This window comes from Paenibacillus massiliensis 2301065 = DSM 16942, from assembly GCF_000377505.1.
Classification (GTDB): domain Bacteria; phylum Bacillota; class Bacilli; order Paenibacillales; family Paenibacillaceae; genus Paenibacillus; species Paenibacillus massiliensis.
In genome coordinates, this window is sequence record NZ_KB898185.1 from 279,031 (window position 1) to 293,399 (window position 14,369).

A 14,369-nucleotide genomic window follows, 5' to 3' on the forward strand; every position below is an offset into this window, starting at 1 on the left:
ACAGATTCAATTATTTCTTGTTCCCCCTATGTACGTCTATACGCCGTTCATGACTTCATGAGAAGACCCATGGCAGTAGCACTCTCTGGCATGCATTGTGCCGGAAATGACCTAGGAGTGTGCCTATCTAAACTTTCAGCATGCTAGGGTCATGCAGAATAATCGCTAGCTCTCCTAGCTCCCTAGCTTCCTTTATCCCGGTATTGTCCTGGCGTCATGCCGAAGGCCTTGCGGAAGGCTCGAATGAAGGCGCTAATATTCGTATACATGACCTTGTTGCCGATCTCGGCAATTTTCATATCCGTCGTATCCAGCATCACCTTGGCCTGATTCATTCGATACGCGAGCAGATATTCACTGAAGGTACTGCCGACCTCCCTCTTGAACACTCGGCTCAGATAGACCGGATGAAAGCTCATGACCGTAGCACAATAGTCCAGCGAAATATCCTGATCGAATTGCTCATGAATGATGCTGACCATCTTGTGCGCGATATTGACGAATTGTCCCTCTGTCCTTTCAGATAGCACCGTGCGTATCGGCTCAAACAGCTTCGTATGGAACCAGTGGACGATCTCCTCCTTGGTCTGAAGACGAAATAGCTGCTTCAAGGTGCGCTCACTTTCCAGCACGGTAAGTATGGATATCCCCTGCTCCTGCACCATCTTCAGAATCTTGGAGGCCAGTTGCAGCAGCAGCAAATGACGCTGACGAAGCAGCTCACCCTTGCCCAGAATCTCTCCCAGATATTGCTCGAATACCTCCTGAGCCGGCTCTAATCTTTGTTCCCGCAGAAAGCCGATCAAGCGATCCTCCAGGGCTCGAAGATGGGTGTAAATCGCTGTTTGGCTCTCTCCGTTCTTCTCTACATCCTCGAAATGAACGACGATGTCGGCGCCGAGACGAAAGCGAAGGGATAAAGCAGAGGTACTCTCCTCGTAGGCTCTTACGGTATCAGAGAGTTTGCTGAAAGACGAGCTGATGCCTATGCTAACCTGCAGGCCAAGATAATGCTTCACCTGCTCCCTGATCCGTTCAGCGCTGTGTAGGAACTGCTCCCGGCAGACGGCTACATCGTCGGAATCGGACGTGAGCAAAGTCACCTGAGACTGGTATACACTGATGGGCGTGAATCTTTCTCGTTCTGGTAGCAGCTCCGCAACGATATTGCTGATCGCAAACAGCAGCAACTCTCGATCCTCCTCCTGGAAGCGCGTCTTCTGCAGGTTATCAATCTCCAAGGCAAGGACACCAAGACGCCTCCAGTCTGAGGGAAAGCCGTATCGCTCTGCCTGTCCTTGCTCCTGCTCCCCAGACATTTGACCCGTGAATAGCTTAAGCACATAGAACTCTCGTAAATAATTCACCTGCGCTCGCATCTGCTGGTCCAGCTCTTCATTGGTTCGCGCCAGGAAATGCAGGCTGCTATGAATAAAATCAAGCTCGTCCATTCTTCTCTTTCCGTGCTCATCACGGGAGCGTCGATCCAGGCTCATGGCTGCATGGAACAGCCTGTGGATCGGACGATACATCTTCCGGCTTCCTAGCAATGCAAAAGCCAGCACAGTGATGAGCAGCAGTAAGCACGTAGTTACTGTCAACACAGCCATCTTGCGCGTCTCCTCAGTCACTTGCTTCGGTGAGACGAGAGACACATAGGACCAGCCATTATATTCGGAGCTGTTATATATAACACGGACCTCATCCCCATGGATATTCGCCAGGAATGTGCCATGAAGAGCAGCCGTACGTGCCTGCTCAGCGGCAATTCTGCGGTTAATGCCACCGTACTCCTCCGCGTCAGCGTCAGTTGACAGCAGGTCTTCACCTTGACGATTGATAATGAACTGGCGTGTAAGCGGATGGTTCGGAATTAGCATGCTACGCAGCTCGTCCTTATTGATCTCCAGGATGAGCATTCCTGTAGGACTCGTGTGCCGCTTTGGCTGGAGCGGGATCTTATGAATGAGCTGCAGCGTATCCGATGGGGCGGAGGCCGTAACTGTGATTTCATCGGGATCTGCGGGCTCGGTCATGGGTTCGTTACGAGATGTGACTCCGCTACTTGAGATGCCTTGGGTAACTGTGTTGTTTGGGGCATCTATGGGATTTGTAATACCCGGAGTATTGGTGAAGTTTGGCCTTGATTCATTGGGCTCTGTATTCCACAAGATATTGTCCTTTCTGCTCAGTATGTCACCCCAGCGCTGTTCCGCTTCTCCAGGCTCCAGCTGCTTCAGCCCATAGAGATCCACCTTCCACCCGTGTTCAAGATTGATTAGTTGGACCTGATTCAGTACAGCCTGGCTTTGTAAATTGAACATCTCCAGCATGAGCTTCCTCACCTCAACGAAATCCTTGCTTGTGAGATGCTGCTTCATGACCGTATTGAATTGCGTGGATTTCTCGAATTGCAGGGCTGCATTCTCCATGGATCTAAGCAGTTGCTCCACTCGCATCTGCGTCTGGTTCAGCAGATGGACGTTGCTTTGATTCACCTTCTCTTCCATATCACGCGCAGCAGCATAATATAAAAAAATCCCGATCACAATCGTCGGGACAGCGCCTAACAGCAAGCTGAAGGTGGCGATCTTCAACATATATTTGTTCATATTCTCTCGCTCCTTCGGTGATGAGCCTTGGCTTCCATACCGTGAGCCTGTGCTTGAACATGCAAGGCCCATCCACGCTCCGCGACAGGGAGCATGAACAGGCCTGCTGGTCATGGGCTACAATTCCATATCTATGACATGTAACTTGGAAATAGAACCCACTGAATATAAAGAAAGGACAAAAGATGATCAGCATGACCATCCTGCCCTTTCCCTTCATTATAGAGCTGTGGTCAACACGTGATAAGTGAACGGTTCACGCTAAGTTGCTACAGATCCACTCTCAAGGTGCCCAACATCTTGACGAATTTCGGATCGTGGTGCGAAAAGAAAAGACTTTCCCGCGTATCGAGTGCTGAAATCTGCTCAATATCGTCCGCGCTCAACTCAAAATCGAAAATGTTGAAGTTTTCGACGATTCGCTCCTTACGCACCGATTTAGGGATAACAACGATATCACGCTGAACGAGCCAGCGCAACACGACCTGGGCCACGGACTTGTTGTGCTGCGCTGCGATGGAGGTTAGCACCTCGTTGCCGAACATATTGTTAAGCCCTTCAGCGAACGGTGCCCAAGACTGATGCTGCACTCCCTGCTCTTTCATAAAATCAGCGCTCTCATACTGCTGGTAGAACGGGTGCGTTTCCACCTGATTGACGGCAGGTACGATTTCGTTATGCAAAATGAGGTCCATCAGACGGTCGGGAAGGAAGTTACTGACACCGATCGCCTTGATTTTGCCTTCACGGTACAGCTCTTCCATAGCCCGCCAAGCACCGTAGTAATCGCCGAACGGCTGGTGTATAAGGTACAGATCCAGATAATCCAGCTGCAGCTTGTTCAAGGATTTGGAGAACGCCAGCTGGGTGCTCTCATAGCCTGCATCCTGAATCCAGAGCTTGGTCGTAATGAACAGCTCCTCACGCGGTACGCCGCTGCGCTTAATCGCGCGTCCCACGGCTTCTTCGTTCAGATAACCAGCAGCGGTGTCGATTAGGCGGTAACCAGCCATCAACGCTTCGTATACCGCGCTCTCGCACTCCTCCGCATCGGGAATCTGGTAGACACCAAAGCCGATAATCGGCATTTTCACACCGTTGTTCAATGTTACTGTTTGCATTGTATTTCCTCCCATGGCTCAAATGTATAATGATAAACGGCCATCATTCACTAGAACCGGACATCACAGCAGGTGATTTACGCTTCCAGCCGTTTTGCATTACACTAAGCTTATTACCTTCGTGTTACACTAAGTCAATCGAATATTTTATTAAGGAGGATTACATATGCATACCGTCAAAGAAGCGGCACGGATTACGGGGCTCACCGAGCATGCTGTACGTTTTTACACAGATAAAGGGCTGGTGCCAAGCTTACAGCGCGATGAGAATAATATCCGCCTGTTCGATGGAGAGTCCATCAACTGGTTGTATGGTGTCAAATGCCTCAAGCAATCCGGAATGCCGATCGAGGTCATCAAGTTGTACGTTGATCTCTGTATTGAAGGGGATGCCACGATTGCGCAGCGCTTCGAAATCATGATGGAACAAAGAGAATCGGCACTCCTTCAGCTCGAAGAAGCCAAGCAGCGCGTAGCCCACTTGGAAGAGAAGACCGCCCTGTACCAGGCCATCCTGGAGAATCGGGCCCCGGACGTAACCAATCCCGCCACTTGGGACAAAATTCGGCATATGCATTGTGACGTATTCTATTCGCCCACTGTTGGGAAGGCGTAGAGAAAGTATTCATAACTGTATCCGCCATTTTGAGCAGTAAAGAATGAAGTCTATATCCTTCTGTATTGCGCTAATATAGCACGCTGGTTCAATGAAAATAGCGACCGTTCGGGACTTTGTTCTCTCGTCCCTGACTGTCGCTATTTCATGTCTTTATTCTGTCCACTAATGAATCTGCCAGTACTTGCCGTGTAAGGCAGGAGTGTACAGAGGACTCAAGTCTCTTGAGGTGGGAACTGGCCTTCGTCATAGGACAGCTTCAGTATTTGTAGAGCCCATGATGAGGCCTCCCCGAGCAGAAGGCTCATCGCGATGAGTTCCAGATCATCGGAAATATATGCCGAGACGTCTGGACTGGACATGACCCGGTAAGACTGCTTGAAGGCTTGCTCGCGTAGAGAATGAATAGCAGCCAACTCCTGCTCGGACAGCTGTTCACGAGACTTCTCCAGGCGCTCGAACTCCGCTACCCAGTGCTGGTCGAATTCTGGCTCCTCCCGCCGTTCCAGCGCCTCTTCCTCGTTCAGCTCTCGCAGGAACTCATAATATTCAGGGGTTATGGCGCGATTATGCCATTGTCGAAATAATTCATTCATCGTCTATCCTTCCTCTCCATATCCACCGGCATCTTTGATTATGTTAGGTCGTTATAGCAGCATATTCAAGAGAGCTTGACGTAAAAGGTAGCTCCCTCTCCGAGCACGCTTTTGGCATAAATCTCTCCCTTGTGCTGTCTGACGATGGATCGGGCGATCGCAAGTCCCAGTCCATATCCGCCTTGCTTGCGGTTACGTGATGCGTCTGTACGATAGAACCGATCAAATATTCGCTCCAGATGCTCCGGTGCAATCCCTTCTCCGCTATTGGTCACAGCCAGAACTACGTCATTATGCTGCTTGGCGAGCGACACCTCCACCATCCCCTTCGGCTGCGAGTACTTGATGGCATTATCGAGCAGGATTAGAACCACCTGTATGATCTGCTCACGATTACCATGCACCGTCAGCTTCGGCTCGACCGTATATTCAAGCCGGATATCCTTCTCGAACATGACCGCTTCCATGGTGAGAACAATATTCTCTACGGCCTCACTTATGTTGAAGGTCGTCTGAATGAGATCAGGCCGCGAATGCTCCATCTCGGTCAGATACAGCAGATCATTCGTCAGCTTGGCCATCCGCTCTGTCTCGGACTTGATGTAATGCAGCCATTTCGCCTGAGACTGAATCGTCTCCTCGGAATTCGCAAGCAGTACATCCGTATTCGTGTTAATCACCGCAAGCGGTGTCTTGAGCTCATGTGAGGCATCTGCAATGAACTGCTTCTGCTTCTCGAAGGCTTCCTTCACCGGCGCTATAGATCGATTGGCAAAATACCGACTCAGGAAATAAATCACGATTAGCATCACCAACCCTACCAGTGTAAAGGTATAGATCAGATTGTTCAGTATTCCCTGGCGGGAGGTCACATCCATGAACACATACATATATCCTGTATCATAGGGCATTGAGGTATATATCCACGCATTGCCATTCAGCTTGAACTGACCCTCATTGCGTCCCTGCTTAATAGCAGTCTGGAGGGCTTCCATGTAGAAGGAATCCTCCATGTCGATCAGCTTGGAGGACACGCTGGTCTGCTGTCGATCCGCATCCGTTTCGATCATGAAAGAGACAGAACGCTGTGGAGGTCCCTCCCCCTGCATGCCACCACCAGATTCATTTCCCCCTACTGGGCGTGTTGGTTGATCTTCCGCACCAGTCCCACTGTCCATATTACCTTGCGCGCCGCGATTTGCAGGCTCTCTCGCTCCTCCTCCACTCCCATTACCCGGCATATGTGAAGGATCATCGGGCATTCGGTAGAAATCCGAGACGCGGTACAACTCCATGCGAATATCCCGGTACACATTCTGATACGTGATGATATAAATGGTTGCGAACGATACAAGCATCATGATAGATATGAAGACCAGATTAACAAGCAGGAAGCGATTTCTAAGCTTGTTGAACATTAGGTCGTCACCTCAAGCACATAACCTACACCCCGAATGGTACTGATCCGTACACTGGATTGCAGGAAGGTCAATTTTTTGCGTAAAAAGGAAATATAGACCTCTACGTTGTTGTACTCCACCTCCGAATCGAACCCCCACAGCTTCTCGATGATCTGTTCCTTCGAGGTAACCGCCTGCTTGCGAGTAATCAGCAGCTCCAGCAGTTCTCCCTCCTTGAGGTTGAGCTTCATTTCCTTGCCTTCAACCATCAGCTTGAGATGCGTTTTGTTCAGCTCGATATCCCCGAATTTCATGGCATCCTCCGGGATGACCTCCCCCTTGCGTCGTAAGGCTGCACGAATGCGGGCCAACAGCTCTTCGGTTGCGAATGGCTTGGCAATATAATCATCGGCCCCATAATCCAGTCCGCTTACCTTATCCGAGAGCTCTCCCTTGGCCGTGAGCAGAATGACCGGGGTATGCTCTCCATTCGCCCGCAATGTCTTCAGTACAGTCAAGCCATCCAGCTTCGGCATCATGATGTCCAGCAGCAGCAGATCATAAATGCCGCTCTGTGCATAATCCAGCGCATCCCTACCGTCATGCACCATATCCACCGAATAGTTATTCTTCTTCAGGATCTGAGATACCGCCTCTGCTAAATGTAGCTCATCCTCAGCTATCAATATTCTCATGCTTCGTCACCCTTTATGTCTGTATTTATCGCAACGGTTATTTTGAGGCGATTATCTTCTTCGCACGAATCACAAGACCTTTCATGCCTGGTCCACCTCGTGAATGGCCTGCTACTTACTATATTACCGATTTTTGTAGTTCCACCTTCAGTATTGCTATTCATTATAGCAAGGCAACCTTGAAAATACCTTAATGATGTACGTATGTTCCTAGCTTCGATAAGTTAATATATCGTTCTGTTTATTTGCTTAATTTGCTTATTTGCTTATCTACATTTTTGCTTATGTTCTAATTTAGATTGTGCTGAGCGGGCTGTTCCATTTATTTGTGTGGAAGCATCAGAGTATCACAAGGATCTGTTAAAGGATGATTAATAGTTTTTATTAGATGAAGGTAAAAAACATTAACGCTATGTAAACATATTTAAGATTCATTAAAGGTTCGACCTCTAAGATACAGATATCAAAGCAAGACAGCATCACAACACAAACGCACAGCACAGATGCAATTCATTACAGGTAACTCAAGCAAGCTATACATCACTTGGGCGATCCCTGACCTACCAACTTCCATTAGAAAGGATTGACTACATATGGCTATTGAAGTGTTCAACCGCTATGAAAGCAAATATCTGCTCGACTACACCGCATATCAGAGATTACTGACCGACCTGCTTCAGTATATGGAGCTGGATGATTACAACAAGCAGCATGAGTTCTACTCCATCAGTAATCTGTACTTCGATACTCCCAGCAATACCTTGATTCGCACCAGCCTTGCCAAGCCCAAATACAAGGAAAAGCTTCGTCTGCGAGCCTACGGAGTACCTGCCGACAATGCGAAGGTGTATCTGGAGATCAAGAAGAAGGTGTTCGGATTGGTCAACAAGCGCAGAACTGCCTTGAAGCTGAATGAAGCGTATGAGTTCGTAAGAACCGGGAATGCTCCGGCCCTGGCTGATTACATGAACCCTCAGGTTGTGGAGGAGATCAAGTATTTTCTAAGCTTGTACAACCTGGAGCCCAAGGTCTATCTGGCTTATGAGCGTAAAGCCCTGTTCGATAAGGGAAGTCGTGATCTGCGTATCACCTTCGACACCAACATACGCAGTCGCCGCTTCGACCTCAAATTGGAGGATGGCGATTATGGCGCTCCCCTTGTAGAAGACGGACGCTGGCTGATGGAGGTCAAGGCCGAGAAGACTGTGCCACTGTGGCTTTCCCGAATGCTCTCCGATCACGGATTGTACCGGACGAGCTTCTCCAAGTATGGCAATGAGTATAAGAAAATGCTGCGCAATGGCAGCCAGGCAGAGACAGAGCTGCACATCCCGCATAACCCAAGAGAAATGGAGCGTGTCTTATATGCTTGATACTTTATTTAATTCCACTGTGAGTGATTCCACCCTGACGCTGGGAACATCCATATTAACGATCGGCATTGCCATTCTATTAGGCGCCATCATCAGCCTGACTTATATGAAGACTAATACAGGAGCCCACTCTCAAAGTTTTACATTAACCATGGTAATCCTGCCCGTCATCGTCGCCATCATCATACTGCTCATTGGCAGCAATATTGCACGGGCGTTCAGTCTGGCAGGAGCCTTCTCCATCATTCGTTTCCGAAGCGCACCTGGTGATCCGAAGGATATTGCCTATGTCCTGTTCACGATGGCAGCTGGTCTAGCTTGTGGTGTCGGTGCTTTTGAATACGCCGTGCTATTCACCCTGATTCTATGTGTGCTGATGTTCGTCCTGAGCAAAGTGAACTTTGGTGCACGCAAGCACCAGCAGAAGCTGCTGAAGGTGACCATACCGGAGAATCTCAGCTATGAAGAAGCGCTTGATGAAGTGTTCAAGCAGTACAATGTCGGCTATGAGCTACGTAAAATCAAGACAACCGAGCTGGGCAGTCTGTATGAGCTGGTGTATGCAGTCACGCTCCATCCGGCTACCAACCAGAAGGAATTCCTGGACGCCATTCGCTGTCGCAACGGAAATCTGGACCTCTCGCTCACGATGAATCCGACACCGATGGCTGAGTACTAATTCATTGATCCATTGATTTTATCCAAGTGAGCATTATTCAACGACTGTTATCCATTAATAAATTTGTTGTTTAACCCGAATCGCATGTATTGTTCCGTTTCACTAGTTCATTCTTGAAAGGAAGATTAATGATGAAGAAAATAATTGCAGGCAGCAAACTTTGGTCTATTGTGATGATTACCGCATTGGTTACAGCTTGCGGAGGGCCAACAGGCACTTCCGCAACTACGACCTCCAGCGCAGCAGGTTCTCAAGTGAGTGCCGCGGCGGTGGCCAGCTCCAGCCAGACGAATCAGGCTACCTTCGCCAGTCTCGTGAGCTTCGATACAGCAGATCAGACAGCTATCTGGTCCGCCAGTGAGGCAACAACGATCACCTTGAATGGCACAACTGCCGCGATCTCCGGTAACGGAGCAAGCGCAGAGGCTGGGCAGATAACGATCACCGAAGCTGGTACCTATGTGCTAAAGGGGGAGCTGAGTGACGGACAGATTCTCGTCAATGTCGCTGACAAAGGCACGGTACAGCTCGTCCTGAACGGAGTGACCATACACAATGAGGATAGCGCTGGAATCTTCGTGCAAAAAGCCGGCAAAGCCATCATTACACTTGCCGATGGTACTGTAAATACAGTCACTGACGGTGCTAAATATGTGTATGCTGATGCTGCAACAGACGAGCCGGATGCCGCGATCTTCAGCAAGGCAGATCTAACCTTCAATGGAACGGGCAAGCTGAATGTCACAGCAAACTACAATGACGGGATCACGAGCAAGGATGAGCTGCGAATCGTCAGCGGAGAGTTCAATGTGAAGGCAGCCAATAATGGTATCAAGGGCAAGGATCTCGTGGCGATTCAAGCAGGTACCTTTACTATTGAGGCAGAGAATGACGGGATCAAGTCCACCAATGACACCGAAGCAGACAAAGGCTTCGTCGCTATTCAGGCAGGTACCTATCATATCCAAAGCGCTCATGATGCCATCCAGGCTGAGACAGTGCTTGTGATCGAAGATGGAACATATCAGCTAGTCACAGGTGGTGGCAGCGCCAATGCAGAAGTGAAAACAGAGCAAATGTCTGGGGGCCGAGATGGATTTGGTGGTGGCGACTTTGGAGATAGCAGCATGACTCCACCGGAGATGGGCACGCCTCCAGAGGGTGCTCCTTCAGATGGCACTCCTCCCGAGGGACTCCCAGACAACTCTACTCCCGACGGCAATAGTCAGGCTGGAACAGCAACGGACAGCAGCAGTACAAGTACAACGGTGACAACGGAAGACACAGAAAGCACCAGCGCGAAGGGCCTCAAGGCAGGCACGGATCTGATGATTCACGGCGGCTCCTTCACCATTGATGCCAAGGACGATGCATTGCACAGCAATAGCAGCCTGACCGTGAATGACGGACAGCTCAGCCTCGCTACCGGTGATGATGGACTTCATGCCGATGCAGTGCTCACCATTAATGGTGGAACCATCGAAGTAACACAAAGCTATGAAGGGCTGGAGGCCTCGATCATCACCCTCAATGGTGGCGATGTACGGATTACAGCCTCCGATGATGGTGTTAACGCAGCTGGCGCCGAAGATCTGATGGCAGACACAAGTACAGATAGCTTAGCAACGACCAGTAATGTATCTGCTTCAGCTAGCACTTCCACCTCTTCCATGAGCAGACCTGGTGGACCGGGACAGGCGACCAATGATGCGCTCTATATTCACGGCGGCACATTGACAGTGAATGCCGATGGTGATGGCCTGGATTCGAACGGCTCCATCTACATGACAGGCGGTACCGTCATTGTCAACGGTCCTACCTCTAATGGCAATGGCGCTCTGGATTACGATGGTAGCTTCGAGATGAGCGGTGGATATCTGGTAGCAGCCGGAAGCTCGGGCATGGCGCAAGCTATCTCTGATACTTCCAGCCAGAATGCCATTTCGATGACCTTTACCGAACAGCAGCAAGCGGGCACACTAGTACATCTGGAGGACAGCAGCGGCAATTCGATCCTGACCTTTGCCCCGGCTAAAAACTATCAATCCATCGTCATTAGCTCACCAGAGCTTAAGGCCGACGGCTCCTATGTTCTCTACTCTGGCGGTACCTCCACAGGAACAGCAAAGGATGGACGGTATAGTGACGGAACTTACAGTGGTGGCACCAAAATAGTCTCGTTTACCGCATCAGGAAATGTAACCTGGGTGAACGAGTCTGGAGTCACAGAAGCTCGCAGCGGCATGGGTGGCCCTGGCGGCATGGGTGGCCCTGGCGGCATGGGCGGCAGCCAAGGCGGGCCTGGTGGTGGAAGAACAAGATCTCAAGGCGCTGGCGCAAGCTCAGATTCTAATTCGAACACAGGCTCGAGCTTTACTACGGGTACCTCCACTAATTAAGTACCATACATGGGCGACAGACTATTCATCGATCATCACATAGAACAACATTTATAGATCAGTTCTTATATATCAGTTCTTATATATCAGTTCTTTTGGATAACATTTATAGATCAATTCTCAGCTAACTCTTATAATAACGCAGTAAGGCAGTCCCCTTGGTAGGTCCTTCTACCGGGGAGACTGCCTTGTTCTTTATTATCCGAGTAGTTCGGCTCAGTCCCCTGATCCAATCCACCAGAAGACTCAGAACACATGATTCGATTTACGAAGCTGTTATTAGCTCATAATCCGAGCACATACTACCGATAATATGATTTTGTAAGGGATGATTCACGAGCCTGCTCATATACATAGAACAAGTCTTGCGGTAAAATGGAAACTGTTCGGTTACAGATTCGTATATACTTAGATGTAGCTGTCCTATACATATGTCATGCGTCAAGACATGTGTCAATGACCAAGTCATTGTATTCATGTCAGAATGACAGGGTGTCTCTCACAAGAGCCATCATGCGTTATTATCCATAGGTATTAACTGTGGATCGCTCCGAGCTGTTAGCTCGTGAGATCAGTCTTTTGCAAACGGGGGAAGTAACACATTATGGAAACGTTGCGCGTATTTTTTGCCAATGCAGTGGTCCGCAGAATATTATTCCTTCTGTTGGTCGTGCTGCTCTTAGTCAGCCTGAGGCATATGCTCAGCCTGCTACTCTTGCTCTTTCTGGTGACATTCGTCATGGGGCGCCTTCAGGAGCTTGTCACACGGAAGCTCAGTCGATTATTCCCCGTCTCACCGGTGCTAGTTATTATCTTCCTGTATTTGCTGCTAGTCGGTGGGTTGCTTTACGGGATATTCAATTACATGCCCAAGCTGGTTACGCAGCTGATCGCCGTCATTGGCAGCATTAGTCATTTTCTGGACACACCGCACAATAACGAGATCATACGGTATCTGATCAGTCTACTGGAGAAGGGCGATATTAACTATCAAGCTTATCTTGGGAATGCCATAGCCTATATCACTACTCTCGGTAAATGGCTGCAGATTATCCTGATCGTTATCATTCTCAGCTTCTTCTATCTACTGCAAAGAAAGACGATCGTCCAGTTTACCGAGAAATTCCGTACCAGTAAAATTAGCTGGGCTTATAAGGAATTTGCATATTTCGGGCAACGATTCACTTCCTCTTTTGGTAAAGTAATCGAGGTTCAGCTAATGATTGCCCTCTTCAATACCGTGTTCACGATGATCGGGCTGTGGCTGTTCGGCTATCCATATTTGTTCGCATTGACGATTATGGTATTCCTGCTGAGTCTGATTCCGGTAGCAGGGGTTATCATTTCTCTGATTCCGATCAGCATTATCGGTTTTCAAGTGGGCGGCTTCATGCTGGTGGTCTGGACTTTCGTGATGATCATGGCAGTACACGCGCTAGAGACGTACTTCCTGAATCCGCGGCTATACGCCCATAAGACTAAGCTGCCTATGTTCTACACGTTCTTGATTCTGATCTTCTCCGAGCATTATTTAGGCATCTGGGGACTGATCATCGGTATCCCGATCTTCATGTTCTTGCTGGATATTCTGGAGGTTGAACAGGGTCCCAAGAAGCCTACGAACGTATAATTACGAGTACCACTAAGCTTTCAGGTCTCTATTGAGACCGACCTAAACAAACAGGCTCTTCGCTCTATACCAGCGGAGGGCCTGTTTTCAGTTCCATACCGTGTCTGCAAAAATAAAACAAAAAACGAAGAAGCATCATCGTCATTTTCCCATATGCATATGTTGCATATAGCCACAATGTAATTCCATGTAGAGCAGCATTTTTCATAGTTCGATTAGTAACACTATAAATGCAATATATAGACGATTAGAACCATTTCAATCATATATATTGCTGAATGAATATTGCTTGATGGATTTATGAAAATTGCCACTTAGATACGTTTGGCGATGTCCCGTATATTCTCGGCGTAGGCTGCAAGCTGCTGCATGGAAGCAGCGATCTCCTCTGTTCCTGCGGCCTGATTCCCGCTCAGCTCGGAGCAAGCAGTGAGCTTGACTCGTAGCTCATGGATGTGACTATGAATAGAAGTCAGCATCTCCTCCACCTCGCTGGACGTAGCACTACTTGAGTCTGCCATCGTACGAATCTCCTTCGCCACAATCCCGAAACCTCGCCCAGCATCTCCTGCATGGGCAGCCTCAATCGCTGCATTAATGCCGAGCAGCCGCGAATTATCTGCGATACTGCGAATGAAGCGGAGCATGCTGTCAGCCCGCTCCAGCTCCGTGAGCACCTGGCCTCCCAGCTCATTCAGTACATGTACCTCTGACATCAGTGTATTGGCTGCTCCTGCTATGCCATCCGACAATTCCCGAATTTCAGTTGAGCTATCGGCCAGCTTCTCAGCGGCTCCTTCAAGCGTTAACTGGTTGTGCAGACTGATTCCCATCGTCAAAATACCGAGACATTGCTGGTGTTCATCATGGATGGGCATGGATACCGATTTGAAGGGATAGCCGTAGACCTCCTCCGGCACACTGACTGTAATCATACTATTCGTATCCAGAGCCTTTCGAATACCTCCCGTTGGTGGAATCGGGACCCCAAGCTTGAGGCCTATATCCAACTTTTCTCCCGGCAAATAATATATAAATTTCTCTTGATCCGTTAGGGCAAACATTACATCCGAAGGAATCAGTCTCTGCACTAATGGCAAAGTTGCCGCTAATGAGCTCAGCATATGCTCTAGGCTGTTTGATGCGTCTTTGTTTGTCATATCCACCATCCTCATTTCTCATGCTTACATTACAAGTCTACTAAGTATATCGGCTACCAGGTTGATTTAATATGCGCTTATTTACATC

The 14,369-nt window shown here is 48.9% G+C and carries 11 protein-coding genes; 5 read left to right on the top strand and 6 right to left on the bottom strand.

Annotation, left to right across the window (positions count from 1 at the left end; translation table 11 throughout):
* Positions 1-182: 182 nt before the first annotated feature.
* Positions 183-2,612 (bottom strand): helix-turn-helix domain-containing protein, encoded by a 2,430-nt coding sequence (locus tag D328_RS0101280; RefSeq protein WP_018883127.1) that lies wholly within the window; start codon positions 2,610-2,612, stop codon positions 183-185.
* A gap of 269 nt (positions 2,613-2,881) precedes the next feature.
* Positions 2,882-3,733 carry an aldo/keto reductase gene (locus tag D328_RS0101285; protein WP_018883128.1) on the bottom strand — a complete coding sequence of 284 codons (852 nt, stop codon included), beginning with the start codon at positions 3,731-3,733 and terminating at the stop codon, positions 2,882-2,884.
* Positions 3,734-3,899: 166 nt separating this feature from the next.
* Here D328_RS0101285 and D328_RS0101290 point away from each other — a divergent pair, with 166 nt between their 5' ends.
* Positions 3,900-4,349 carry a MerR family transcriptional regulator gene (locus D328_RS0101290; protein ID WP_018883129.1) on the top strand — a complete coding sequence of 150 codons (450 nt, stop codon included), beginning with the start codon at positions 3,900-3,902 and terminating at the stop codon, positions 4,347-4,349.
* 215 nt (positions 4,350-4,564) lie between these two features.
* Here the strand turns inward: D328_RS0101290 and D328_RS28190 are convergent, their stop codons facing one another.
* The 3 genes from D328_RS28190 to D328_RS0101305 form a co-directional block, all read right to left on the bottom strand.
* Positions 4,565-4,945, bottom strand: coding sequence for a hypothetical protein (locus tag D328_RS28190; protein ID WP_018883130.1), 381 nt, complete (start codon positions 4,943-4,945; stop codon positions 4,565-4,567).
* Positions 4,946-5,010: 65 nt separating this feature from the next.
* Positions 5,011-6,363, bottom strand: coding sequence for a sensor histidine kinase (locus D328_RS0101300; RefSeq protein WP_018883131.1), 1,353 nt, complete (start codon positions 6,361-6,363; stop codon positions 5,011-5,013).
* Complete coding sequence (locus D328_RS0101305) at positions 6,363-7,040, bottom strand: response regulator transcription factor (protein ID WP_018883132.1); 678 nt, start codon at positions 7,038-7,040, stop codon at positions 6,363-6,365. The genes D328_RS0101300 and D328_RS0101305 overlap by 1 nt, the downstream gene beginning before the upstream one ends.
* Before the next feature lie 593 nt (positions 7,041-7,633).
* On the opposite strand from D328_RS0101305, the gene D328_RS0101310 reads away from it, so the two are divergent.
* The 4 genes from D328_RS0101310 (at position 7,634) to D328_RS0101325 (ending at position 13,121) form a co-directional block, all read left to right on the top strand.
* Positions 7,634-8,413 carry a polyphosphate polymerase domain-containing protein gene (locus D328_RS0101310; protein WP_018883133.1) on the top strand — a complete coding sequence of 260 codons (780 nt, stop codon included), beginning with the start codon at positions 7,634-7,636 and terminating at the stop codon, positions 8,411-8,413.
* On the top strand, positions 8,406-9,092 hold the full coding sequence (locus D328_RS0101315; RefSeq protein ID WP_018883134.1) for a DUF4956 domain-containing protein: 687 nt from the start codon (positions 8,406-8,408) through the stop codon (positions 9,090-9,092). The genes D328_RS0101310 and D328_RS0101315 overlap by 8 nt, the downstream gene beginning before the upstream one ends.
* A gap of 131 nt (positions 9,093-9,223) precedes the next feature.
* Positions 9,224-11,491: a carbohydrate-binding domain-containing protein gene (locus tag D328_RS0101320; RefSeq protein WP_018883135.1), complete on the top strand. Its 2,268-nt coding sequence runs from the start codon at positions 9,224-9,226 to the stop codon at positions 11,489-11,491.
* Positions 11,492-12,095: 604 nt separating this feature from the next.
* Positions 12,096-13,121: an AI-2E family transporter gene (locus D328_RS0101325; protein ID WP_018883136.1), complete on the top strand. Its 1,026-nt coding sequence runs from the start codon at positions 12,096-12,098 to the stop codon at positions 13,119-13,121.
* 314 nt (positions 13,122-13,435) lie between these two features.
* Here the strand turns inward: D328_RS0101325 and D328_RS0101330 are convergent, their stop codons facing one another.
* Positions 13,436-14,281, bottom strand: a complete 846-nt coding sequence (locus D328_RS0101330; protein WP_154658932.1) for a methyl-accepting chemotaxis protein — start codon at positions 14,279-14,281, stop codon at positions 13,436-13,438.
* Positions 14,282-14,369: the final 88 nt, after the last annotated feature.

Excerpts from the sequence above, each read along its gene's own strand:
- D328_RS0101320 (WP_018883135.1), top strand. The coding sequence starts at position 9,224 with ATGAAGAAAATAATTGCAGGCAGCAAACTTTGGTCTATTGTGATGATT.
- D328_RS0101290 (WP_018883129.1), top strand. The coding sequence starts at position 3,900 with ATGCATACCGTCAAAGAAGCGGCACGGATTACGGGGCTCACCGAGCAT.
- D328_RS0101310 (WP_018883133.1), top strand. The coding sequence starts at position 7,634 with ATGGCTATTGAAGTGTTCAACCGCTATGAAAGCAAATATCTGCTCGAC.
- D328_RS0101280 (WP_018883127.1), bottom strand. The coding sequence starts at position 2,612 with ATGAACAAATATATGTTGAAGATCGCCACCTTCAGCTTGCTGTTAGGC.
- D328_RS0101285 (WP_018883128.1), bottom strand. The coding sequence starts at position 3,733 with ATGCAAACAGTAACATTGAACAACGGTGTGAAAATGCCGATTATCGGC.
- D328_RS0101300 (WP_018883131.1), bottom strand. The coding sequence starts at position 6,363 with ATGTTCAACAAGCTTAGAAATCGCTTCCTGCTTGTTAATCTGGTCTTC.
- D328_RS0101330 (WP_154658932.1), bottom strand. The coding sequence starts at position 14,281 with ATGACAAACAAAGACGCATCAAACAGCCTAGAGCATATGCTGAGCTCA.
- D328_RS0101305 (WP_018883132.1), bottom strand. The coding sequence starts at position 7,040 with ATGAGAATATTGATAGCTGAGGATGAGCTACATTTAGCAGAGGCGGTA.
- D328_RS0101325 (WP_018883136.1), top strand. The coding sequence starts at position 12,096 with ATGGAAACGTTGCGCGTATTTTTTGCCAATGCAGTGGTCCGCAGAATA.
- D328_RS0101315 (WP_018883134.1), top strand. The coding sequence starts at position 8,406 with ATGCTTGATACTTTATTTAATTCCACTGTGAGTGATTCCACCCTGACG.
- D328_RS28190 (WP_018883130.1), bottom strand. The coding sequence starts at position 4,945 with ATGAATGAATTATTTCGACAATGGCATAATCGCGCCATAACCCCTGAA.